The following is a 25,230-nucleotide window of genomic DNA, read 5'->3' on the forward strand; positions in this document are numbered from 1 at the left end:
AATTTCGCTCGTCTGATGCCAACTGACGAGAGCCACTTTTTAACTGTAGGAGAGAGCCAATTGCGTAGTTTACTTGGAGATCATTTGCTGCAACGACTCCAACAGGACACTGAAGGGAAACTACATCAACGCCTTTTCCGTTGCCTGCGTGGTGCCATTATTGATGGAGTCATCCAGCCCAAGACCCGTCTACCTGCGTCACGCGACTTAGCCAGTGAAATTCATGTTTCAAGAAATACAGTGCTTACTGCCTATGAACAGCTACAGGCTGAAGGTTACTTAGAAGCTCGTACGGGGCACGGCACTTGGGTTGCCGAAAAATTACCAGAGAGTTTTTTAAATACACAAAACAAGAAAAAAGTAGTTTCTAGCCCGAAAGCTCAAAGCTCTTATGCCCTCTCACAGCGTGGTTCTAACTTATTAGGTTATGCCGCAGCTTCACCACACCAATGGGGAGCTTTCGTGCCGGGAGCACCCGATGTGACTGAGTTCCCCCATCATATTTTTAGTCGCATTCAAGCACGCTTAAGCCGCGAACCAGATATTAACCGCCTGATTTATAGCAATGCTGGTGGCTGTATTGAACTTCGAAGTGCGCTGGCAGATTACTTACGTGTTGCACGTTCAGTTCAGTGCGATGCGGATCAAATTATTATTACCGAAGGCATCCACCAAGCCATTGATTTAGTCTCACGTGCCCTTAGCGATATGGGAGATAAAATCTGGATTGAAGACCCCGCTTATTGGGGAATGCGTAATACGTTACGGATTAATGGTCTTGATATTCAGCCGATGCCTGTCGATGCTGAAGGCATTATTCCTGAAGAAAATCCAGCTGTTCCGCCTAAACTCATTTTTGTCACACCTTCACATCAATATCCGCTTGGCTCACATTTAAGTCTTGATCGTCGCAGACAATTGATTCAAATCGCACGTCAGCACAATAGCTGGATTGTCGAAGATGACTATGACAGTGAGTTCCGTTTCTCAGGTCAGCCTTATCCATCTTTACAAGGTTTAGAAAATGATGCGCCTGTGCTGTACATGGGCACATTTAGTAAAACCATTTATCCATCTTTAAGAATTGGTTATTTAGTCGTACCTAAACCACTTTTTTCACCACTACGTATCGTGGCAGCCGAGCTTTATCGTGGGGGCCATTTGCTTGAGCAAAAAGCCCTAGCTGAATTTATTCGTGAAGGCCATTACGAAGCGCATATTCGTCGCATGCGCCTGCTCTATGGTAAACGCCGTGATTACTTGGTGAGCTTAATTCAACGCTATCTTGGCCCCGAATTTATTCATGAATATGATGAAGCAGCAGGATTACATCTGGTTTTAAAACTACCGAACGCTTGTGACGATGTGGCGATTGCAGCGACTGCACTCGAACGCGGCGTCAAGGTTCGTCCACTTTCACAGTACTACATGCAGTCGCATGCGCATGCAGAGCGTGGACTGCTGATGGGCTTTGCCTGCGTAAATGAAAAAGACATGGTGATGGCTTTTGGCGTCTTGCTGCAGTGCTTACGTGAAGCAGGTGTACCTACGCTGAATTAAAGATTTTTCCATATTAATAAACAAAAAGAGCCTCATTGTGAGGCTCTTTTTTTATTTAAAAATTTAAACTAACTTTTCTTCATGGCTATGAGTTAAATGAGTCGCTCTACGATCTTTACCCCAACCCAATTTTTCGGACAACAATCCGAAGAACACAATAATGCCGAACAATGCTGTAGTGTAAATCACTTCTTTAAAGTAGGTGCCTTCAATCAACATGGTAAGAATTGCACCAATAATTGCAAAGATCACCACGTATGTTAGATAAGGGAACATCCACATTTTAAAGTCAATTTTTACGCCTTCCGCTTCAAGTTTCTTACGCATACGAAGCTGAGAATATGCAATGGTCAGGTATACATACAGTGTTGCTGCACCAGTCGTTAGCATGAAAAAGTCATAAACATTCATACTCTCGGTTGCAGTTAAAATTACTGCAATCACTGAGAAGAAGCATGACACAATCACCCCAACCCAAGGGCTGCTTTTACTGTTTACAGAACCAAAACTTTTCGGTGCATCACCACGTTTAGCTAAAGAGAACAACATACGTGAACATGTGTAAAGTGCTGAGTTAAAGCAACTACATACCGATGTTAAAACCACAAAGTTAACGATATGGCGCGCACCCGGAATGCCAAGGGCAGACAGAGTCACACTATAAGTACCCCAAGTTGAATCTTTCAAAAGTTCATTGTTGTGGGGAATCAAACATACCGCAACGAACATTGAGCCGACGTAGAATAAAATAATTCGCCAAACCACCGAGTTCGATGCCTTACGAATTTCTTTAGATGGGTTTGCCGATTCTGCCGCTGCTACAGTCACAATTTCAGCGCCAATATAGGCGAACATGACCCCAAGCAAGGCGGTAATAACGGATGAACCACCATTAGGCATAAAGCCTTGAGAAGTTAGGTTACTAATACCAGAAGCAGCCGGATTGCCCCAAGGCCACAAATGCATGATGGCTAAACTACCAATCACAAGGAAAATAACAATCGCGATGACTTTAATGAGCGCAAACCAGAACTCAAACTCGCCATAGTTTTTCACGTTTTGCAAATTAACGACAACAAGTGCACCAATCACCACGACCATATAGGCCCAGATCGGTATAAACGGGAACCAGTTGTTTAGAATTTTACCTGCAACATAAGCTTCCCACCCCATGAGCATTGCCAAAGTACACCAGTACAACCAGCCAATTGAAAACCCTGCCCAACGACCAATTGCACGATCCGCATAGGTTGAAAAAGAGCCACTATCAGGATTTAAAACGGCCATCTCGCCTAACATACGCATGATGAACCAAACGAGTAAACCACCTAATGCGTAGGTTAGAAATACCACAGGGCCGGTGTTGTAGATAATACTGCCTGAGCCAACAAACAGAGAACCGCCAATAACCCCAGCAATCGAGATCATGGTGAGGTGGCGTGATTTAAGTCCATGTTTTAAACTTTGGGAGTGATTGGCTTCAGAACCATTTTGATGAGCTGCCATATCATTTTCCTTAATATATGGAGGATATCGGCTAGTCTCGGAAATCCTCCGAAGCCAAAAAATATCCCCTAAAAATTTAGCCGTTCTGCCCAATTCCTAAAACAGAAAATTCACTGAGCTTATCCGGCGCTTCCGTATGCATACTTCCAATAGCTTTAATTTGTCGTTTCGGCACTCAAGAAACGAGAGCCATTTTTGTAATAAAAGAGAGAGCCAATTGCAAAATTTATACGCAAAATTGGCCCTTTTTGTAGCGGATACTGCTAAATGGCTTTTTGTTTTTATTTTAATCAGATTGAAAATCTTTAGTTCTGTTCAGAGATTAACAACGCTTTTGTGCCTGTTTGCAACGCTCTAAATATATGTTTCTGGTCAGCTGGATAGCAAATATAGTCTCCAACACCAAGCTCTACCGCTTCATCAATTAAACCCACCAAAGCTTTCCCTTCAATCACAATAATATGCTCTACAGAACCAACTGGATGTGGCTCTGAAAGCCGGTCTTCACCCGGCTCCACAATCAATAAATAAACATCACGGCGCGCATGAGGCGGACAAGTCGCCAGCAAAATTGCTTTGTAGTTGGCGATCTCTGAGCTCACTGTTGGACCATCGCCACAGCGAATGACTTGTACCTGATTGCTCGGTTCTTCCATCAAACGCGCAAATGGAATATTCAGCGCAACACAAAGTGCCCATAAGGTTTCAATGCTTGGGTTACCTTGGCCCGCTTCTAATTGTGAAAGAGTCGATTTGGCAACTCCTGCACGGCGAGCAACCTCTGCCAATGAAAGCCCTGCTCTTTGGCGTTCACGCGTTAAACCTTTGGCAATAATTTCAATTGGCTGAGACATTCAGTACATCCGTTCTATAAAAAAAACGATCGTTCGTTTTGACAAAACAATCAGACTTATTCATTATAATGGAAAATCGTTCGTTATATCATGCTATGACTACATACGCTCTCATTAAAAAACTCAGTAAAGACACGACTCGCTCGATTTTCTTTGTGTGTCTAGCGACGAGTGTCGTTGGCATGTCTTTAGGTTCACTCGCCGCAAGTTATGGCTTAGCACTCTGGATTCCGCTTTGCCTATCTGTATTTGTGCTCGCAGGAACTGCTGAATTTATTTTTATTGGATTCTTGGCTGTAGGGGGTAGCCCGATTGCGGCTGCAATTGCAGGACTACTCGTCAATTTAAGGCACTTACCTTTTGGCATTGCGGTCAATGAACTGATTCGTGGCAAATATTCTCGATATTTCGGGGCTCATATCATGAACGATGAAAGCGTTTTGTTTGGTATGGCACAACCCGATTTTGAAACAAAAAAAGCTGCTTACTGGTTATGTGGTATATGCATTATGCTGAGTTGGCCACTTGGTGTAACGGTGGGTTATTTTATTGGAAGTGCTATTCCCGACCCAAAAACATTCGGCTTAGATGCCATTTTCCCAGCGATTTTAATTGCACTTACTTTTTCTGCTTTAAAGAATAAATCTACTCGAAAAGCTGCATTTGCCGGATCTACTTTAGCCCTGATCACCACACCTTTTTTGGCCTCAGGACTTCCAATTCTGATTTCACTTTTTGGCTTGATATGGGGTAGAAAGAAATGAATCAACAGTTACTCATAATTTTGGGTATAGGCTTGTTAGCACTTGGAACCTATGGCATTCGCTTTGCTGGTTTTCACTTGGGTGCCAAGTTTTCTTTTTCTGAAAAATACCAAGTTTTACTCTCAAATGGGGCAACTGTCTTGCTCTGTGCAATTGCTGTGACGACAACATTTTTTGAAGGTCAACATTTCGCGGGGTTCGCACGTATATTTGGGGTGGCACTAGCACTGTTCTTGGTTTGGAAAAAAGTACCGCTTTTATTGGTGATTTGCTTGGCAGCCGCGGGCACGGCACTTATCCGTTTGCTTGGGATTGAGTAATAAAAAAGGCGAGATAAACTCGCCTTTTTTGAAACTTTGATTAGAACGGTAAATCGTCGTCTAAATCAGCTGGTGCAGAAGCTGGTTGTTGCGGAGCTTTAGGCGCAAAACCACCCGCTTGAGGATTGCTTCCACCATTACCGAAACCACCTTGGCTACCATAACCGCCGCCACTGTTTTGACCGTAGCCGCCACCTTGGTTGTTATTATTTTGATAACCATTACCACCCTGTTGAGGTGCGTTAAAACGTGGTTGATTAAAATCATTACCACCAGCGAAACCTTGTTCACCTTGTTGACGAGCATCTAACATCTGCATCTGGTCGCCACGAATTTCTGTAGTGTAACGCTCTTGGCCATTTTGGTCTGTCCACTGACGCGTACGTAGTGAACCTTCAATATAAACCTTAGAACCTTTACGCAAGAACTGTTGAGCAATTTCCCCTAAACGGTTATGCAATACAATACGGTGCCATTCTGTTTGTTCTTTACGTTCACCAGTATTTTTATCAGTCCAAGCTTCACTTGTCGCGATTGAAAATTGGGTCAACGAGCCCCCATTTGGAAAAGTTTTTGTTTCAGGATCACGACCCAAAGTACCAACCAAAATAACCTTATTTACACCACGCATTAGCTGTCTTCATCCTATACATTTCTATGTTTTACTTTATAAGAGTTATGCTTAAATGGCTACCTCTTTACCGAACAACTGCGTTAAATCACGTCGCGCAGCATCATCTAGAGACTGTTTATCGACTTTAATATAAGCAACTTGCTGGTCAGGCATCACCACAACTTCTTCGATACCACGAATTGCCAATAGCTGTGTGGTCCACTCATTCACCTGTTGCACTTGCGGCAATGGCAACACAATCGATGACAAATACCGCGGCTGAGCTAAACCAAAACTAATTAGCAACCATATTATAGCAATCCCTGCCAAGACACTCCATCCAATCGCAGTATTATGTAACATCAATAATTGACCACCTAGTGTGCCACCAAAAAAAGCGCCTAAAAACTGACTACTGGCATTTACGCCCATAGCAGTTGCTTTTGACTGGATTGGAGCAGACTTCGACAACCAAGAAGGCAATAAAGCCTCCATCACATTAAATGCAATAAAGAAAATACCTAAACCTGCAAGCAGAACATATTTTGATTGATAACCAAATATGAGCAGCAACAAACCTGCAATAATGCCTGTAATTGCCGTTAAGAAAATCCCTCGCATTTTGCGATATTTTTCAGCAATGATAATGCTTGGAAATGCAAAGAACAGGCTAATGACTAACAGGGGCAAATACACCAGACCGTGGCTCGCCAGAGGAATATGTGCAAACTCGATAAGTTGTGAAGGCACATAAATAAACATGGCAGTAAGTAATAAGTGCAATGCAAAAACCGAAACGTGCAAACGGTTTAAATCACCCATTTGAATGACTTGCTTAAGCTGTGCCATGTAGCCTTGCTGATAATTACGATGATGGCGAGTCACTTTAGGTACAAGCAATAACATCGCTATCGCAATCAAGCCCATAATAGTCGTCACAAAGAACAAACCAGAAATGCCGACAAGGCTTGTGAGCCAAGGCCCCAGACTAAAGGCCACTACAAAAGATAGCCCAATACTCATGCCCATCGCGGCCATGGCTTTAGTACGCTGCTCTTCGCGCGTCACATCGGCTAAAAGTGCCATCACAACAGCTGAAACTGCGCCAGCGCCAGCGATAGCACGACCAATAATTACACCATAAATCGTGTCAGATAAACCCGCAATTGCACCACCAATGGCAAAGAGTAATAGACCAAATACCACAAGTGGTTTACGGCTAAAACGGTCTGCCAGTAAGCTAAATGGAATCTGTAAAATTGCCTGACTTAAGCCATAGATACCTACAGCCAAACCAATGAGTGCTGGAGTTGCATATTGATATGACTGCCCAACTACAGAAAAGACAGGAATAATCATGAACAAGCCCAACATGCGTAGTGCGAAAATACTACTTAAGGCAAAAGTTGAGCGACGTTCCAAAGCATTCATCATATCAATACACGTTATCAAACTAGGTAAATTATAAGCCGATTCGTTTCTAAAAATACGGAACACCTTATTTAAAATAACGATTTGGGCTTAAAAAAATAAAGAGGCATTTAGCCTCTTCATTCTATCGAACTTTACTGAAAATTAGCTTAAGGCGACTGTTGATCACGCTTCGAATACTGAATTGAAGCAATGACAGCCCAAACAATAAACGCTACACCAATTAAACCAGTCACAACTTCAGGTACATGTACGCCTGTACCACTTGCAATCATAATGAATGCTAAAGCACCAATCGCATAATGCGCACCATGTTCTAAGAACACATAAGCATCTAGTGTGCCTTTTTCCACAAGGTAAACTGTCATTGAACGGACAAAAATAGCACCGATTGCAAGGCCCAGCATAATAACAACAACGTCGCTAGTAATTGCAAAAGCACCGATCACACCGTCAAAACTGAATGATGCATCTAATACTTCAAGATATAAGAAACCACCGATACCCGCTTTCACTACACCAGAAGCAGCACCTGATCCGTCTTTCATGACAGCATTGCCATCTTCATCAATTTCAGGTTCACCACCTAACATATGGCTTAATACTTCTACACCAATATAAACCACAATGCCCCAAATACCGGCCATAGTCACAACAAGGCGCTGAGATTCGTCAACATTTGCTGCCATAATTAGCATTGCAATGAGAGCAATAAAAACAGACATTGCTGGTACGCTTGCTAAACTAGAAAGTTTAGCTTCAAGCCATCTGAACCAATGAGTTTCTTTCTCTTCATCAAAAAAGAAGTTCAAGAAAACCAATAGTAGGAATGTTCCACCAAAAGCAGAGATCTCGGCGTGGTGGGCCATTAATCGCTCAGAATACGTTTTTGGATCGTTGAGTGCCAATTTAGCCACTTCAATCATTCCCATATCTGCAGTAACGGCGACAATCGCCACTGGAAAAATTAAACGCATACCAAAAACGGCGATTAAAATACCAACCGTCAAAAAGAGCATTTTCCAGAACGGATCCCAATTACGTAGAACCGAGGCATTTACGACAGCATTGTCAAAAGATAAAGAGACCTCCATTACAGCTAAAATGGCTGTAATCGTTAAAGCTTTAAGCATGGTAGACACGCCCGCTTCAGGTCCATGGGTAAAACCCCAATACGCCGATAGTGCTAAACACACCACCGTGAAAAATATCGAAAATCGGAAATGCTTCATGGATCAGACCTATACCAAGAATAAATTTAATCTTTCTTAAAAACCGCCGCTATTATATCGATAATTCACCACAAAACGATGTCGTTTTGTGCCGTTATTACTGTTACTTTATCTACCTGTTTAATAAAGAAATTTATAATATTTGATTAACTTGTTAATCGTGTTAAATATTTTCTTGCGATATATCTATCATTATTATTTTTGTATTTTAAAATTGATTTAAAATCTGGTTCAGCTGTCTTAAATTAAATGGAATGTTTTTATGCTTTTTTCTCAAGAACTTTGGCAACGCAATTTAAATTTATATCAAAAAATTTTAGACCTGCCTTTTAATCAGGAACTTGCTCACGGTACTTTAGATAAAGAAGCTTTTTGTCATTATGTGATTCAAGATGCTCAATACTTAGTGGCCTATGGTCGTGTGCTTGCTGTTGCAGCAGCAAAGGCTTTTGAGGCTGACGATATTATGCAATTTTCAGATGCAGCCAAAATTGCGATTGTGGTTGAGCGCAGTTTGCATGATGACTTTATGAAAAACTTTGGGGTAACCAAAGAAGAATTTAAAAATACGCCGCTAACCTTGGCAGGCCACCACTACACTTCATTTTTAACAGCAACTGCTTGGTCTGAAAGCTATCCAGTTGTGCTTGCGGCCCTACTACCGTGTTTCTGGATTTATGCTGAAGTCGGTAAAGATATTGTAAATAAATCAATTCCAAATAACCCTTACCAAGCATGGATTGATACTTACGCTGGTGAAGAGTTTCATACAGCGGTTCGTAATGTGATTGCGACAGTAGATAAAGTTGCAGCACGTTGTGATGCAGATACTTTAGAAAAAATGTATGCAGCCTATACCATGGGTGCAAAACTTGAGTGGTTGTTTTGGGATAGCGCCTACCACAAAAGACAATGGTTAGGTTTAGATCATATTTAAAACTTAAAAAGAATCGGTCAGATCGTTCAAGATGCTGACCGTTTTTAAAAAATGTGAGACAGATATGTATATCGGCGAATTAGCATCTTTAACTGGAGCCACTCCTAAAGCCATTCGGCATTATGAGAAATTAGGCTTACTACCAGTCGCAAAAAGAAAGGGAAATTATCGTGTTTATGAAGCACTGGATGTTCAAGCGGTTAAGATGATTCGCCTCGCGCAAGCTGTCGGATTTAGCCTTTCAGAACTGTATGACTTGTCAGCTTTAAAATATAAAAATAATCGTTTTCCTGTAGAAATTGCACAGCAGCTTATTCAAAAAAAGAATCAACAAATTATTGAGCAAAAAAAAGCATTAAATCGTTTACAAGAAGATTTAAAGCAACTGGAAGATGAGATTATTCAGACTTATATTACCAATAAGATTTCTGCCTAAAACAGCTAGTTAAAATCTGCAAATAGCTTTCAAAATGAGTGCTTGACTCTGCCCTTAGGGACAAGATTTATCGTAATGACTTCTTTTATTACGGACCAATAAAATGAGTGCTTATCTTTCTTTATTTAAATTTAAAAATTCAACAGCATTAATTACAGGCGCATCTTCAGGAATAGGCAAAGCCTATGCTCATAAACTTGCATCTTTAGGAATTCATTTAATTTTAACAGCACGCTCTGAGCAGAAACTAAATGATTTAGCCGATGGACTTAGAAAAACATATAACGTGAATGTTGAGGTGATCGTTTTAGATTTAGCTCAACCCAATTCAGCTCAGAGCTTATTTGATGAAGTGCAAGGTAGAAAATTATCGGTAGAGATTTTAATTAATAACGCAGGATTTGGAAAATGGACTAAATTTCTAGATCAATCTGTATCTACCTATCAAGAAATGATTACGCTAAATATCAGCAGCGTAACGTCTTTATGTTATCTATTTTTGCCCCACATGCTTACGAACAAAAAAGGCATCATGATTAATATTTCATCTACAGGTGCGTTTCAACCCCTGCCTTATATTGCTGTGTATGGGGCAACTAAATCTTATGTATTGCAATTTACTGAGGCTCTTGCAGGAGAATACGGCTCTTCAGGAGTTAAATTTCTGGCAGTTTGTCCAGGCAATACGGAAACCAATTTTACTCAGGTCGCTAATGCAGATACCAGCGGTATGAAAAGCTCTACAGTCGACGATGTTGTATCTGCAACAGTTAAAGCATTAGATAAGAATAAAGCAACGGTTGTAGTGGGTTGTAGCAATTATTTAACGTCTCAACTGCCACGAGTTCTATCTCGTAAAAAGATGATCAAATTAGTTGAAGGGATGCTCAGAACCCGCATTATCGAACCGTCATAAAGCTAGTTCAAATTAAAAGATTAAGAGATCTCTCTTAATCTTTTAATTTTGAAACAACTGCCATCCATAAATCAAACCTGCCGCGGCAACCACCCAACACAGTGTTGCCAAACCTAGACACGACCACATCGACATACGCGTTGCAAGCACATAAACGGCAACTAAATAAATAGCATAGGGAATAAGTGACCATAGACCAAACAGAGCCGTTTTTTGTAATGCCTCGGCACCTTTTTGCTGATAAACAATCACATGAGCAATCAAAGCGAATGTAGGAAAAAGCGGGACTAAACCTGCAATATAAAAGGCCTTACTTTTCGATAAAATTGAAATGATGAGGACAACCCCGGCCCCCAACATACACTTTAAAAATAACGCCCACATATTTAATCTAGATCCAACGCTTAACTATAAACTTCAATATTGTGCAGTTTGACTAAAGATACTTAAACCACAATCTGCTTGTGCTAAACGTCATCTGCAACCTGCCTATGATTATAAATGAATGTTTTTGCAAGAGAGTGGATAGATGATGTAAAACAACAGGTTTTGCAGATGACAATGGTTTTGGTTACTTTTGCCAAAACAAAAGTAACAGAATTAACTGATAGTATCTAATCTCACGGATTAAAGCTCCGTTGTGAAATTAAAAGTATTACCTAGATTTCATTTCATCATAAAAAATTAACAGCGACCAAAGCAATTAATGCTGGAACTGCCTGAATATAAATAATCTTTTTACTTGCAGTCAGACCGCCATAAACACCTGCAATCAGTACACAACCTAAAAAGAAATTGGCAATGGATGTCGCAAAAGGTGCATCAGCCAATAAAGACCAAAACAAACCCGCTGCTAAAAAGCCATTATAAAGACCTTGGTTTTGTGCCATCACTTTGGTGAGTTTTGCTTTTTCGGCATTATTTCCAAAGGCTTTCATGCCATAAGGTTTGTCCCACAAAAACATTTCTAACACTAAAATATAGACATGTAGTATTGCGATAAGCGCAATTAAAATTTGTCCGATCATACAGTTTTCCTTTTTATTTTAAAGATATGAAAAAAGATCAGTCTCTCGACTGATCTTTTAGTGTCTTACGGCTTTAACAACACTTTGCCTTGACGAGCACCTTGTGTGGCTCTTTGTGCGGCAGTTTTAATCTCATCAAAACTAAATACACCTTCTACAGGTAGGATTAATTTTTTCTGAGTTGCTAACGTTAATAACTCAACAATCAGTTCCTTTTTACGAGCAGCAGGCATTTCTTTATTAACCACACTCGCCCAGAAACCTTTTACTGTCGCTTGTTTGAAAATCAAATCGCCCGATGAAATCTGCATGGTTTCACCAGTCATACTACCGAACGAAACGAGCAGACTATTTTCACTGAGTAAATTCAGCATTTCACCACTTGCACTTCCACCAATCGAGTCTACACCAGCAATTAAAGGTTGGTCACCGTGAATCTGTTTAACTTGCTCTTTCCAATTAGGCTGATCAGTTGCAACAACATGCTGAATGCCTAACGCTTGCATCTCGGCTATCGCGTCAGTACGACGAACTAAATTAATTACAGGTAAACCACGTGCCTGTGCAATCATCGCAACCGTTTTACCAACTGCACCATTCGCTGTGTTTTGAATGAGCCATTGACCGGGTTGAACATTTACAAAGTCGAGTAGCATGAGCGCACTAATTGGCATACCAATCAGCTGCGCTGCTGTTTCGTCATCAATTTCATTATTGAGTGGAATAATCCCTTGAGCAGGTGCAATAAAGTATTCAGCCCAACTACCATGCACAGCTGCCACTGCGATGCGCTGCCCTACTTGTACATGAGTAACGCCTTCACCTAACGCATCTACAATACCAACGGCTTCACTACCACCAATCGCAGGTAAAGTTGGCTTGTAGCCATAGCTTCCACGTACTGTCCATACATCATGATTATGCATTGGAGACATGATGGTTTTAATACGAACTTCGCCTGCTTTTGGCTCTGGCTTTGGCATATCCGCCTGCTCTAAAACGTCTACAGGCTCGCCAAAATTACGATGGATAATACTTCGCATGCTTTATTCCTCTATCGGTTTTATGAGTTGTTGAGTAGTTTCTAAGGCTAGATGGAGATGTGCTTTGTCTTGCGATAATTTTGTGAGTAAAGCAGCACCTAACCATAACTGATACATGACTTGCGCAGTTTTTAAAGGTTCAATATGTTTTGGAATTGATCCTTCTTGTTGCCCTTCTTTGAGTAGCAAAGCCAAACGTTGCGTTAGTTTGTGCACGCCATCATTAAGAATTTGGCGCATGTCTTCTGACAAGTCAGAAACCTCTGCCGCCAACTTCACAATCAGACAGTTTTCAGCCCAACTACCGTTTACGGGATCATCAATCCACGCCTGCCATAGGGCCATTAAACGGGCATGAGCACTTTGCTCGCTGTGTTGCCAAAGTTGTTCCATACGAACTTTATAATCAGCCATATATTGCTCTAAGAGCGCACAGCCGAATGCCTCTTTCGAAGCAAAGTAGTGATAGAACGAACCTTTAGGTACGTCACAAGCCTTTAAGATTTCTTGTAAACCAACACCGACAAACCCTTTATGTAATACCAGCTCAAAACTGGTATCCAAAATATGTTGTCGCGTGGTTTCACTTTTATTTAATCGTTTCATACATACATCATAAACAACTATTAGACCAGTCGTCTAGTAAAGTTATGTTGCTGGTTAAAATCTGCTTAGAGTAGAAATCTGAAGTGAGGAATGTTAAAAATACAACCTGCTTATTTAAACAAATTTTGTCGATTGTCGTTTAACCGTCACAATTTGTCGCTTTAAATCATTTTGTACCACTTGAACAATTTTAAATCGTTATCATATATAGGGTCTGTTGTTTATAACCAGTCACACCTCTCTGCGACTGATCAATCAACACCTAAATTTTCATCAATACATAATTGAGATGTTTTATGAGCCAAAGTCATATCCGTATTCGAGGTGCACGTACCCATAATTTAAAAAATGTGTCTCTCGATATTCCACGCGACAAATTTGTGGTAATTACGGGGTTATCAGGTTCAGGAAAATCTTCTCTAGCCTTCGATACCCTGTATGCCGAAGGACAACGCCGTTACGTCGAATCGCTTTCAGCGTATGCCCGCCAGTTTTTATCGCAAATGGAAAAGCCTGAAGTCGACTCGATTGAAGGTTTATCACCAGCGATTGCTATTGAGCAAAAATCTACTAGTCATAACCCACGTTCAACCGTCGGTACCATCACCGAAATTTATGACTATTTGCGTTTACTTTACGCACGTGTCGGCACGCCTTACTGCCCTGAACATGACTTGCCTATGGTTGCGCAAACCGTTTCTGAAATGGTCGATGCAGTAAAAATCCTTGAGGAAGGCACAGCACTCATGTTGCTTGCCCCTGTCGTTCGTGAGCGTAAAGGTGAGTACAGCAATCTGTTCGAACAACTACAAGGTCAAGGTTTTGTTCGTGCCCGTGTTGATGGCGAAATCATTGATATTGATACGCCACCAGAACTCGACAAAAAGAAAAAACACACCATTGAAGTTGTCGTTGACCGCTTTAAAGTACGTGAAGATTTAGGTAACCGTATTGCCGAATCATTTGAAACTGCACTGCGTTTAGGTGGCGATATTGCAGTTTTATCGTGGATGAATGGTGAACACCCAGATCGCGTTTTTTCTGCAAAGCACTCATGTCCTGAATGTGATCGCGCTGTCGCAGAGCTTGAGCCACGTTTGTTTTCATTTAACAACCCGTTCGGTGCCTGTCCTGTTTGTGATGGTTTAGGTACACGCAGTCATTTTAGCTCTGAAAAGCTGATTCCAAATCCTGACCTTGCGATTAGTGAAGGCGCGATCCGTGGATGGGATCGTCAGCGTCCATATTATTATTCGATGCTGCAAAAAGTTGCAGATCATTTTGGTTTTCAACTTGATACGCCTTGGAACCAGCTCGATAAAGATACTCAAAAGAAATTCTTACAAGGTACAGGTAAAGAAAAAGTCGATTTAAGCTATATCGACGAACGTGGTCGTAAACACACTCGCGTACAACCTTTTGAAGGAATTTTGCCGCATCTTGAACGTCGTTACCGTGAAACTGAAAGTAACTATGTACGAGATGATTTAGCTCAATATCTCTCTAATGCCGCATGTGATGCATGTGATGGTTCACGTCTAAATGAAATTTCACGCAATGTCCGCGTAAAAGACAAAACCATTGCTGACATTACCCGTATGTCGATTGGTGATGCTGAAAGCTACTATCAAGGATTAAATCTTGAAGGTGCTAAAGGTGAAATCGCAGATAAAATCTTTAAAGAGATTCGTGAACGTCTACACTTTTTGGTGAGTGTGGGTCTTAACTATTTAAGTCTAGCTCGCTCTGCCGAAACCTTATCGGGTGGTGAGGCACAGCGTATCCGTTTAGCCTCACAAATTGGTGCAGGTTTAATGGGCGTCATGTATGTGCTCGATGAACCATCTATTGGTCTACATCAACGTGATAACGATCGTCTATTACAAACACTGATTCGCTTACGTGATTTAGGTAACACGGTATTAGTCGTTGAACACGATGAAGATGCAATCCGTGCTGCTGACCATATTATTGATATCGGTCCCGGTGCTGGTGTACATGGTGGTGTGATTATTGCCGAAGGGACTTATGATGAATTGGCTAAACATACCGATTCTCTTACAGGACAATACCTTTCTGGCAAACTCAAAATTGAAGTACCCAAAAAACGTACTCAATCACCACGTCCAGATGAGGTCATCAAACTCTCTGGGGCAAGTGGTCACAACTTAAAAAATGTCGATTTAACGATTCCGCTTGGCATTATGACCTGCGTAACCGGGGTTTCAGGTTCGGGTAAATCGACGTTGATTAACCGCACATTACTTCCATTGGCTGCGACACAGCTTAACGGTGCAACGACATTAACGGCTGAGAAGTTTGACTCGATTGATGGTCTTCAACATCTCGATAAAGTTGTTGATATTGACCAAAGCCCAATTGGACGCACACCACGTTCAAATCCTGCAACGTATACAGGGTTATTTACACCAATCCGTGAATTATTTGCGCAAACACCAGAGGCAAAAGCCCGTGGTTATAGTGCAGGCCGTTTCTCGTTTAACGTAAAAGGTGGACGCTGTGAAGCGTGTGAAGGCGATGGTATGATTAAAGTCGCAATGCACTTCTTACCAGACATGTATGTACCTTGCGATGCATGTCATGGCAAACGTTATAACCGTGAAACACTTGAAGTAGGCTATAAAGGCAAAAACATTTCTGATGTTTTAGAAATGACTGTTGAAGATGCTGCGGAGTTCTTTAGCGCTATTCCAGTGATTCATCGACGCTTAGAAACCTTAACTCAGGTGGGCTTAGGCTATATCCGTTTAGGCCAAGCTGCTACGACCTTATCTGGTGGTGAAGCACAACGGGTAAAACTAGCGCGTGAGTTAGCAAAACGAGATACGGGTAAAACTTTATATATCTTGGATGAGCCAACAACAGGTCTGCATTTCCATGATATTGCCAAGTTACTCGATATTTTGCATGAGCTACGCAATAAGGGTAATACCATTGTAGTGATTGAACATAACCTTGATGTGATTAAAACAGCGGACTGGGTTGTCGACTTAGGCCCTGAAGGTGGTTCAGGCGGTGGTATGATCATTGCCGAAGGAACACCGGAACAAGTGGCCGAGGTTGAGATTTCCCATACAGGCCGTTTCTTAAAGCCGATGTTGAAGCAATAAAATAAAAAGCCGGAAATCATTTCCGGCTTTTTTATCCCTCAACTGCATTTCGCCCTTTGGCTTTAGCTTTTAAGAGTGAGTTGTCAGCCTTCTCTAAAAGCTCAATCCAATTCGCTGCGCCTATGGCAAAACCAATACTTACAGACACATGCAATTTTTCTTCTGTACCAGATAAATCAATCTCTTCTAAAGAAATCGCCATTCGAATTTTCTCTGCTAATAGACGGACATCTACAAATTGCATCTGCTCTAGCAATATTAAAAATTCATCTCCCCCATAACGAACAATTAAATCCGAACTTCGGATATTTTGCTTTAATTGCTCGGCAATACTGACAATGACGCGGTCACCCACAATATGCCCATAGCGGTCATTCACCTGTTTAAAACGATCTATATCGATAATCATTAAGCAGGTCTGCGTAAATTTTTGAGGATAACTTTCAACGATTTTTAAATATTCAGATAAAGCCAAACGGTTAGACACACCAGTGAGTGGGTCAGTATTAGCAATATTCTTCAATTGAAATTCAAAAGCATCTCTTTGTTGCAACATACGCTGCAATCGGTCTATCGCTTCAAACAAAGAAAAAAATTCACCTTTTGTGGTGACATTCATCTCATCTTTACAATGATCTGAACTATGCGATAAATCTAAAATTAAAGTTCTCGCTTTAATTAAAGGAGAAAATACACGTCTTTGGGCATATATCAGAGTAAGTAATGCTGTAGCCAAAGAAATTAGAGAAATAAATAAAGTTAAAAAGAAATCATTTCGAGCAATTGCATTTTCTTGAGTGGCAATGACTACACTCTCATCAAGAATATAACTTTGTAAATCAACTACAGTGGTAAATTTACCTACGATTGCTTCGGTTAACTGTGTACCACTTAAAAAATATGGCTCATCCTTTTGGCTTTCTTCTAATAGCTTTTCTACAATTGGAATACCCTGATCTATAAACTCTGTTTTCACACGTGAATATAATCGTCGATATTCTGGAGTTTTTGCCTGTTCAGGCTGCAAAGTATCAACCAATATCCATAAATATCTAGCTTGATGCTGAGTTTGTAGAGAACGTGCCCGATTATTACTTGGAATCTCTTCATTAAAACTTACAGGGGCAATAATATTAGATGCCATACGCCCAGCCTGATCACGCATATCAGTCAGAACGATAATCAGCGTAAAGTAATTAGAAATACGACTATCTTTACTTTTTAACTGCAACATCAATTTTTGCAATATTTCCCTACATTGATCCCATGCGCCAAACATTCCTAAAATAGCGTTATCCATTTGAACGGAAGTTCTGGATGCATATGGATTTTCACCATAATAATCAACTACATGTCGAGCTTGTTTGAGATTTTCCTTTAAACTGGTTTGCAACTCATTGGCTAATGAGACATAACCTGCTTGTTTTAAAATAAGAATGCTTGTATCAATTTGTTCATCGACAATTAAACGAAATTTTTTTAATTCTTGCTGACTCTTTAATAAATCGTGAGGACCACTCGACATCATTTTGTTAGCGGGAGCACGTTCCTTCGAAATTTTATAAGCAATATCAGCAACTGCTCTTAAACTTTTTATTTCGGCTAGGGCTTGTCTAGTTTTTATATAATCCTGATAGCTTCCCACAATAAGAGGTATTGCCATGAATAATAAGGACAAAATTATAACCAGCATAAAAAAGAACAGTCGATTACTAATATGCTCTGAACGTAATCCTGACATTTCTAGCTGGTACTCCGTAAATGTCCTGCCATTTTTACTACGATATAAATTAGGCTTAAATCCATCCTAGCATTTTAATAACTAGAATTTCATCAATAATCCCTTCATTTCTCTTTTAATAATTATACGATTCCCCCCCATTCTCAGCTTAAATGAAAAATCAGAATCGAAAAATCAAATGATTTTTATAAAAAAACTCTATTTTACAGATTAAAGTTTTTTAGTAATGATAATAAATATATTCACTTGTCCTCTTGGATGTCTCTCCCAGCATCCACTGCCCAGCTTAAAGCTGGGTTCTTTTTGATCTATTGTTTTTAAAATAAAATTCACGTAATTCATAATGTAGTTTTTAGATTTTCTTACAGATAAAAAAAAGCTCAACCTTGGGGAAAGCTGAGCTCGTAAAGTCTGATGTGACATACACATCGTATCTGGGCAAGCACTTTAAATCCTAAAAACGTTAGGCAGTGAACTTTGCCATTAAATTATGTGATTTATCTCTACTTTTGTAAAGTTGATTAAATTAATCAGAATTAAAATTTTAATCGTTTTTTTAACTTAAAATATAGATTCCTTTTACTTTATTCACTTATATAATAATTAAGAATAGTTAAATTTTTTAGTTAAACTTATCGGAATATTGTTAACTATTCCTCAAAATAAAATAAATTTGATAATAAAATGACGATTTTTTATTCACTTTGTAAACAAAGCTATACTTTTACCAATGTTAAAACCGATCAATACAATCAGTTTTTCCAATTACAATTGTAATATCTTTTAAACATTTAGTTGTTAATTCTCAATGAAATATAATTATTAGCTTATTGTAAATGTTCATTTTTTTATCAGGTTGACAATTTACTTTTCATTTGATTAGTTTTTCACCATTTTTAACATAAGTGTCAAATATCTTTAACATTACCTTTTCTACATTATTGACTTCATAAATTGTTACAATACAATGGCCCCAGCTTTATCTCTTGTTAATGCTGGAAATGATTATGAAAAAACTTGGTTTAGCCACTGCTGTATTATTAGCCATGACCGGTGCTCATGCTTATCAATTTGAAGTTCAAGGTCAATCTGAATATGTTGACACAACTGCAAACGATAAAAACTTCACAGGTGACGTTGCTGGTACATTCTATTTAAAAAATGTTGATACTGCTAAAGGTCCTTTAGCTGAAGCAGCTTTCTTGAACCAAGCTTCTAGCGTATCTTTAGGTTATAGCTACCAACAGTATGACCAAAGCAACGGTTTAAACTATCACGTTGGTACATACGGTGTTAAAGGTGAGGCTTACGTTCCTACTCCTTACCTTCCTGGATACGCTAGCGCAACTTATAACCACACTGATGTTGATGGTAAAAACGCTATCTCTCGTGATGACAACGGTGACCGTTATGCATTAGAAGTTGGTGCTATGTTGTTACCTAACTTCTTGATGACTGTTGGTTATACAAGCGTTGCTAACCAATTCGCTTTAGACAACTTTGGCATCATTAGCAACGGTATCTACTCTGCTGTGAACCAAACTGCTGCAATCCAAGACGACCAAGATGCTGTTACAGCTCGTGCTAAATATGTAGGTCCAATCGATGGAACTAACATGGCAATCGGTTTTGAAGCTGCTGGTGCTTTCGGTCAAGAAAACCAATATGGTTTAAAAACTGACCTTTACTTAACTCCTAAGTTAAGCGTTGGCGCATCTTTCATTGGTAACGATGGTTCAGCTGACATCAAAGGCAATGACCTTGGTGAATTCCGTCAAGCTTGGGGTGGTAACGTAAACTACTTCATTACTCCAGCTGTAGCAGTTGGTGCATCGTACATGAAAGCTGACGTTAAAAAGTCTAGCTACGATACACAAACTATCGGCTTAAATGCTAAAGTTCGCTTCTAATTTAAATTAGAAATTGAATTAAAAAAAAGGACTCATTTGAGTCCTTTTTTTACAGCTAAATATTAACTTCGTACAATATTTAAGAAATATAAATGGCGTTCATATTGATCAATAATATCTTGAATTAAATCTTCCTGAGTCCAATCCATTACGTCATAGTTCTGTCCACCTTCTCTTAAAAAGACTTCAGCTTGGAAATATTGCCCATCTTCAGCTTCAGTACGTCCAATTAAAAAACTTGGCGGCACTGTTTCACGTGAAACAACTTTATAAATAAAATTAATTTCATTGTGATGATCGACCCGAAGTTGCATCCCATCTTCAAGTTGAGTAATTGAAACTTCTAAGTGACGGCGTCTAAATTCATGCTTGATATTTTCAAATGCGCGAGCCACTTGCTTTTCAATATATTCTCTTACTTCTTCTTCACTATGAGGATAGTGCATGATTAATCCGAGACGCTGTTGCCAGCTTCGTGGATTATGAATAGCACGTGGAGTAATGCGTGCTTCCTGAATGGCTGTCATTTTGGTGACATCAAGATGTAACGCTTTTATTAATCCCCAACTCATGAACAGCATAACCACAGTAAACGGCAATGCGCTCATAATGATTGAAGATTGAAGTGCAGCCAAACCACCGACTAACAATAAAATAATGGCGAGTAAAGCCATCAGCACTGTCCAGAACAAACGCTGCCAAGTTGGTGAATTTTCAGTTTTTGCAGTTAAGTAGTCTGTTACTAGGGCTCCAGAGTCAGCAGACGTCACAAAGAATAAAACGACTAAAATAGTAGCCAAAATATTCATGACACCTGACCATGGCAAGTGACCTAAGAATTCAAACAGTGCAACTGACGAGTCTTGCTGAACAGCCTGAATGAGAGTGGTTTGATGTTCATGAATAATGCTAAATAACGCAGCATTTCCTAAAAAGCCCATCCAGATAATCGTAAAACCTGTCGGAATGAGCAGAACACCAACAATAAACTCTCGAATGGTACGACCACGTGAAACCCTCGCGATAAACATACCCACAAATGGTGACCATGAAATCCACCAGGCCCAATATAAAATTGTCCAACCACCAATCCATCCATTCGGCTGATAAGCATATAAATTGAATGTCATGGTAAAAAGATTAGAGATATATTGCCCAGTGTTTTGAATAGTAGTCTGGAGTAAATAAATACTAGGACCAGCGATAAACACAAATATTAGTAATATTAAGGCTAAGACTAAGTTTAGCTCTGATAAGCGTTTAACCCCTTTATCTAGACCTAAGAACACAGATAAGGAAGCTAAAATGCTCACAAAAATAATCAGTAAAACTTGAATATGGGTGCTTTGTTCAACGCCAAATAAATAATGTAGACCAGAGTTAATTTGGGTAACACCAAACCCCAGAGAAGTTGCTACACCAAATACTGTACCAATGGTCGCGAAGATATCGATGCTGTCGCCCCATGGTCCATAAATCTTTTTACCAATGAGCGGATATAGGGCTGAACGGGTCTTTAGTGGTAAATTATGTCGATAAGCAAAATAAGCCAATGCTAACCCAACTACTGCGTAAATTGCCCACGCATGCAAACCCCAGTGGAAGAAAGTTACTCTAAGTGCTTGCTGCGCTGCATCAATGGTCTGGGCATCTCCACTTGGTGGATTAACATAATGCATGACCGGTTCGGCAACCCCGAAAAACATCAGGCCGATCCCCATCCCTGCTGTAAATAGCATGGCGAACCAAGACCCATTATTATATTCAGGCTGGCTATGATCAGGCCCTAATTTAATCCGTCCTATTGATGAGCAGGCGATATAAATCAACAAGATAAGAAAGAAAGCAACAGATAAAACATAAAACCAGCTAAATGAATCGGTGATCCATTGTTTTAATTGCTGCGTTAGAAGTTCAAAGGAACTGGGAGCGATCACAACAACTGCCAAAAACAAAGCAATGATAATGACCGTACCAAAAAATACGTTAGGATTAACGTTTGCGAACCAACCTGGTTGTTTGGAAGGCATAACTCCTCCATGTTATTTTAATGAAAAGTGACAGGCATTAAGCCAATAGAGATATTCACGGAATGAACAAAGTTAAATCTTTCAATAGAGAAAGCCGATAATACTCTAAATAAACTTAAATAATATTGCAGTTACAAAGGTGTAAACAAATTGAAACACCTTCTCCTTTATTTGCCAGAATCCTTCCTTGTGGGGTGAGCAATGTACTGCAAAGCAATTAAACGGGTAACAATCAAGGCCAGATACATCACTCCGCAGAACATCTGTAGCATGGCTAAAACTCGTGCTGGGGGACTAAGCGGCATTAAATCCGATAAGCCTGTCGCGGACTGTAAACTAAAGCTCAGGAAGAGTAGGTCTAACCAAGTCTGTAAATGATGAACATTATTTGGGTTTTGGAAGCTAGCAGGAATTAATAGCTGACAAATGTTGTAGAGGAATGCAAAGCCCCAAGCAATCAGGGTAAAGACTGCTGCTGCCGCAAATAGTTCATCTCTTGTTAAATACCGGTCAGCGAACATATAACGGAATAAACCATAAGCAGCCGAAAAGTAAGCTAGCGCTTCACAGCTATGGGCAAATATCTGGATCGTTAAATTGCTATAGCCTAATAAGATAAAGACCGAAGATATAATCGCTCCACTGACAAAGCTTAAACCCAAAAAAGTAAACATTGGAGTTTGGCGAATAACCTTGGCAATAATGAGTAAGGCAAGTACTCCTAACGCCCAAGTGAGGGTTCTATAAGACGCATCGTGAAAAGTCAGCATAGCTAAAATCAATAAAATAAACTGAACGAGTAAGAGCCACGCAGAAGGTAGCAGTCGAAAGCTCGCCCAAAAATCGATGATAGATCGCATTTAATTATTTTCCTTTTTCGTTATATTTTGAATTATAGAAAATCATACTGTACAAAAAATAGGATAAACAAGTTGTTCTTTATTAAAAAATTCTTTCATCTCGATATATAAAATAAACAAAAAAAGCCCCTAAGGGCTTTTAATGAGGGATGTACTAAATTTTGGTTTTAGTGGTCTGAAGCACCTGAAGCACCAATACCGGTCATTGAGCGAACGTATTGGGCATCGAATGCAGCACGCTCTTTTTTTGCACGTGCAGAGTTGTCAGTCACCGAGAACAACCAACAGCAAAGGAATGATAATGGCATCGCAAATAATGCAGGACCATTAAACGGGTTAATTGGTGTATCAGAGATTTTTAAAGTATCCACCCAAACTGCTTTAGACAGAACAATAAGCACTACCGCTGTTACAAGACCAACCAAACCACCGATAACAGCACCACGAGTCGTTAAACCTTTCCAGAACATTGAAAGAACAAGGATCGGGAAGTTTGCACAACATGCCACAGAGAACGCCAAGCCCACCATGAAGGCTACGTTTTGTTTTTCAAACAAGATACCCAAAATCATCGCAAAGATTGCTAAACCAAGTGTCGCAATTTTTGACATACGGAGTTCTGAAGCTGGAGTCGTTTGACCTTTCTTAAATACGTTAGCGTACAAGTCGTGTGAAATTGCAGATGCACCTGAAAGTGTTAAACCTGCAACAACTGCAAGAATTGTTGCGAATGCTACTGCTGAAATGAAGCCCATGAATAAGTCACCGCCTAAAGCGTCACTTAAATGCACGGCTGCCATGTTGTTACCACCAACAAGTTCAAGCTTGCCTGATACTGCCATTTTTGCAACATCAAGGAATTGAGGGTTGTTTGATACGAAAAGAATCGCACCGAAACCAATAATAAAAGTTAGAAGATAGAAGTAACCAATGAAACCTGTCGCAACCACAACTGATTTACGCGCTTCTTTTGCATCTTTTACTGTGAAGAAACGCATAAGAATATGTGGAAGACCTGCTGTACCAAACATGAGTGCTAAGCCAAGAGACAATGCATCAATCGGATTTGCGGCAAGTTTACCCGGACCCATAATTTTCGCAGCTTCTTCAAAGCTTACGCTGTGAACTTTACTGAATACTTCAATTGATTGAGTGAACATGTTGCTGAAGCTAAAACCAACCGCTTTCATCACCATGAATGCCATGAAAGTCGCACCACTGAGCAACATGACTGCTTTAATGATCTGTACCCATGTCGTTGCCAACATGCCACCAAAGATGACGTATGCCATCATTAATAAACCAACGATGACAACAGCGATGTTGTAGTTCAAACCAAATAGTAATTTGATGAGCTGACCCGCTCCTACCATTTGAGCGATCAAGTAGAATGCGACAACAACCAACGAGCTCAAGGCAGCTAAGGTACGGACCGGTTTTTCTTCGAGACGGAATGACACTACGTCTGAAAGGTTGTATTTACCCAGGTTACGTAAACGCTCTGCAATCAAGAATAAAACGATTGGCCACCCTACCATAAACCCAAGAGAATAAAGTAAGCCATCAAAACCCGAGCTAAATACCATTGCGGAAATACCGAGGAAAGATGCAGCTGACATATAGTCACCGGCAATTGCCAATCCGTTCTGGAAACCGCTGATTCCGCCCCCTGCGGTATAGAAATCTTGTGCTGATTGGGTTTGTTTTGCAGCCCACTTGGTAATAAACAAAGTGAAACCAACAAAAATCAAAAACATGATGATGGCATGCCAGTTTGTCGCCTGTTGCTCAGCTTCTCCCAAATCTGGACCAGCCATAGCAACAGTTGAATATAGCGATGCTGCTGCCAATAAGGCTTTCGCTTTTAATGAATTCCATTTCATATTAGTGTAATCCTTTCTCATGCGTGATGGCTTCAACTTCCTTCAACGCTTCTTCACTCAACTGGTCAAGGGTATTGTTTGCGATATAGGAATACACGCCACACAGTAGGAAAGATAAAACAATAATTCCTAAGCCTAGTGGAATACCCCATGTCGTTACACCACCACTAAATGAACTCATCAAAAATTCTTTGTTGTAGCCAACAAGTAGCATAAAGCCCACATAAAGCACTAACATAATGATTGTGAGCGTCCAGCTTAATGCACTTTTTTTCTTGACCATTTTCTGAAACTTTGGATTGTGTAGAATCTTTTCTACTTGGCTTTGATCCATAACCAAACTCCTTGCCCTGTGCCCAACCTTGGCCACTTTTTTAATAGTAGTTTCTCATTATTCAAATTAGCAAAATTACGTGTAATTCGTAACTT

Annotated in this window: 22 protein-coding genes; 8 read left to right on the top strand and 14 right to left on the bottom strand. The window is 40.1% G+C overall.

Features of this window, described 5'->3' with window-relative positions:
- Positions 1-60 precede the first annotated feature (60 nt).
- Entirely contained in the window at positions 61-1,560 is a 1,500-nt protein-coding gene (pdxR, locus tag AWW73_RS17300) for a MocR-like pyridoxine biosynthesis transcription factor PdxR (RefSeq protein ID WP_062850269.1), read from the top strand.
- Positions 1,561-1,623: 63 nt separating this feature from the next.
- On the opposite strand, the gene AWW73_RS17305 is transcribed toward pdxR, so the two are convergent.
- Together AWW73_RS17305 and AWW73_RS17310 are read right to left on the bottom strand one after the other, a co-directional pair.
- The gene (locus AWW73_RS17305; RefSeq protein ID WP_016142804.1) at positions 1,624-3,066 is read right to left on the bottom strand and encodes an amino acid permease; all 1,443 of its coding nucleotides are present in this window, start codon (positions 3,064-3,066) and stop codon (positions 1,624-1,626) included.
- Positions 3,067-3,371: 305 nt separating this feature from the next.
- On the bottom strand, positions 3,372-3,920 hold the full coding sequence (locus tag AWW73_RS17310) for a helix-turn-helix domain-containing protein (RefSeq protein ID WP_016142803.1): 549 nt from the start codon (positions 3,918-3,920) through the stop codon (positions 3,372-3,374).
- Positions 3,921-3,988: 68 nt separating this feature from the next.
- Here AWW73_RS17310 and AWW73_RS17315 point away from each other — a divergent pair, with 68 nt between their 5' ends.
- Positions 3,989-4,684, top strand: coding sequence for an AzlC family ABC transporter permease (locus AWW73_RS17315; protein WP_062850270.1), 696 nt, complete (start codon positions 3,989-3,991; stop codon positions 4,682-4,684).
- The gene (locus AWW73_RS17320; RefSeq protein ID WP_016143744.1) at positions 4,681-5,004 is read left to right on the top strand and encodes an AzlD domain-containing protein; all 324 of its coding nucleotides are present in this window, start codon (positions 4,681-4,683) and stop codon (positions 5,002-5,004) included. The genes AWW73_RS17315 and AWW73_RS17320 overlap by 4 nt, the downstream gene beginning before the upstream one ends.
- 40 nt (positions 5,005-5,044) lie before the next feature.
- Here the strand turns inward: AWW73_RS17320 and ssb are convergent, their stop codons facing one another.
- The 3 genes from ssb to AWW73_RS17335 form a co-directional block, all read right to left on the bottom strand.
- The gene (gene ssb, locus AWW73_RS17325) at positions 5,045-5,635 is read right to left on the bottom strand and encodes a single-stranded DNA-binding protein (RefSeq protein WP_016143745.1); all 591 of its coding nucleotides are present in this window, start codon (positions 5,633-5,635) and stop codon (positions 5,045-5,047) included.
- A 51-nt stretch (positions 5,636-5,686) separates the two neighbouring features.
- Positions 5,687-7,051, bottom strand: a complete 1,365-nt coding sequence (locus AWW73_RS17330; RefSeq protein WP_044119018.1) for an MFS transporter — start codon at positions 7,049-7,051, stop codon at positions 5,687-5,689.
- 146 nt (positions 7,052-7,197) lie between these two features.
- Complete coding sequence (locus AWW73_RS17335; protein WP_062850271.1) at positions 7,198-8,280, bottom strand: DUF475 domain-containing protein; 1,083 nt, start codon at positions 8,278-8,280, stop codon at positions 7,198-7,200.
- A 262-nt stretch (positions 8,281-8,542) separates the two neighbouring features.
- Between AWW73_RS17335 and tenA the strand changes: the two genes are divergently transcribed.
- From tenA to AWW73_RS17350, 3 genes are all read left to right on the top strand, one after another.
- Entirely contained in the window at positions 8,543-9,217 is a 675-nt protein-coding gene (tenA, locus tag AWW73_RS17340) for a thiaminase II (protein ID WP_062850272.1), read from the top strand.
- Between the two features lie 64 nt (positions 9,218-9,281).
- Complete coding sequence (locus tag AWW73_RS17345; RefSeq protein ID WP_016143748.1) at positions 9,282-9,653, top strand: MerR family transcriptional regulator; 372 nt, start codon at positions 9,282-9,284, stop codon at positions 9,651-9,653.
- A gap of 103 nt (positions 9,654-9,756) precedes the next feature.
- Positions 9,757-10,569: an SDR family NAD(P)-dependent oxidoreductase gene (locus AWW73_RS17350; protein ID WP_062850273.1), complete on the top strand. Its 813-nt coding sequence runs from the start codon at positions 9,757-9,759 to the stop codon at positions 10,567-10,569.
- Between the two features lie 42 nt (positions 10,570-10,611).
- On the opposite strand, the gene AWW73_RS17355 is transcribed toward AWW73_RS17350, so the two are convergent.
- From AWW73_RS17355 to AWW73_RS17370, 4 genes are all read right to left on the bottom strand, one after another.
- Positions 10,612-10,953: a GlpM family protein gene (locus AWW73_RS17355; protein ID WP_016143750.1), complete on the bottom strand. Its 342-nt coding sequence runs from the start codon at positions 10,951-10,953 to the stop codon at positions 10,612-10,614.
- A 290-nt stretch (positions 10,954-11,243) separates the two neighbouring features.
- Positions 11,244-11,597, bottom strand: a complete 354-nt coding sequence (locus tag AWW73_RS17360) for a DUF1304 domain-containing protein (RefSeq protein WP_062850274.1) — start codon at positions 11,595-11,597, stop codon at positions 11,244-11,246.
- A gap of 65 nt (positions 11,598-11,662) precedes the next feature.
- The gene (locus AWW73_RS17365; RefSeq protein WP_062850275.1) at positions 11,663-12,640 is read right to left on the bottom strand and encodes a zinc-binding dehydrogenase; all 978 of its coding nucleotides are present in this window, start codon (positions 12,638-12,640) and stop codon (positions 11,663-11,665) included.
- A gap of 3 nt (positions 12,641-12,643) precedes the next feature.
- Positions 12,644-13,246, bottom strand: coding sequence for a TetR/AcrR family transcriptional regulator (locus AWW73_RS17370; protein ID WP_061874398.1), 603 nt, complete (start codon positions 13,244-13,246; stop codon positions 12,644-12,646).
- 296 nt (positions 13,247-13,542) lie between these two features.
- Here AWW73_RS17370 and uvrA point away from each other — a divergent pair, with 296 nt between their 5' ends.
- On the top strand, positions 13,543-16,377 hold the full coding sequence (uvrA, locus tag AWW73_RS17375; protein ID WP_062850276.1) for an excinuclease ABC subunit UvrA: 2,835 nt from the start codon (positions 13,543-13,545) through the stop codon (positions 16,375-16,377).
- Positions 16,378-16,408: 31 nt separating this feature from the next.
- Here uvrA and AWW73_RS17380 read toward each other — a convergent pair whose 3' ends face one another.
- Positions 16,409-18,118 carry a GGDEF domain-containing protein gene (locus AWW73_RS17380; protein WP_062850277.1) on the bottom strand — a complete coding sequence of 570 codons (1,710 nt, stop codon included), beginning with the start codon at positions 18,116-18,118 and terminating at the stop codon, positions 16,409-16,411.
- A gap of 1,007 nt (positions 18,119-19,125) precedes the next feature.
- Here AWW73_RS17380 and omp33-36 point away from each other — a divergent pair.
- Entirely contained in the window at positions 19,126-20,028 is a 903-nt protein-coding gene (gene omp33-36, locus AWW73_RS17385; protein WP_062850278.1) for a porin Omp33-36, read from the top strand.
- A 62-nt stretch (positions 20,029-20,090) separates the two neighbouring features.
- Here omp33-36 and AWW73_RS17390 read toward each other — a convergent pair whose 3' ends face one another.
- The 4 genes from AWW73_RS17390 to AWW73_RS17405 all read right to left on the bottom strand — a co-directional run bounded on the left by AWW73_RS17390 (position 20,091) and on the right by AWW73_RS17405 (position 25,135).
- Positions 20,091-22,058, bottom strand: a complete 1,968-nt coding sequence (locus tag AWW73_RS17390) for a BCCT family transporter (protein ID WP_062850279.1) — start codon at positions 22,056-22,058, stop codon at positions 20,091-20,093.
- A 167-nt stretch (positions 22,059-22,225) separates the two neighbouring features.
- A complete protein-coding gene (locus AWW73_RS17395) occupies positions 22,226-22,918 on the bottom strand; it encodes an ion channel (RefSeq protein WP_016143757.1) in 693 nt (230 codons plus the stop codon).
- Between the two features lie 167 nt (positions 22,919-23,085).
- Positions 23,086-24,801, bottom strand: a complete 1,716-nt coding sequence (locus tag AWW73_RS17400; RefSeq protein WP_016143758.1) for a cation acetate symporter — start codon at positions 24,799-24,801, stop codon at positions 23,086-23,088.
- 1 nt (position 24,802) lies between these two features.
- Entirely contained in the window at positions 24,803-25,135 is a 333-nt protein-coding gene (locus AWW73_RS17405; protein WP_016142785.1) for a DUF485 domain-containing protein, read from the bottom strand.
- Between the last annotated feature and the right edge of the window lie 95 nt (positions 25,136-25,230).

It is taken from the genome of Acinetobacter lactucae, from assembly GCF_001605885.1.
Taxonomy (GTDB): Bacteria; Pseudomonadota; Gammaproteobacteria; order Pseudomonadales; family Moraxellaceae; genus Acinetobacter; species Acinetobacter lactucae.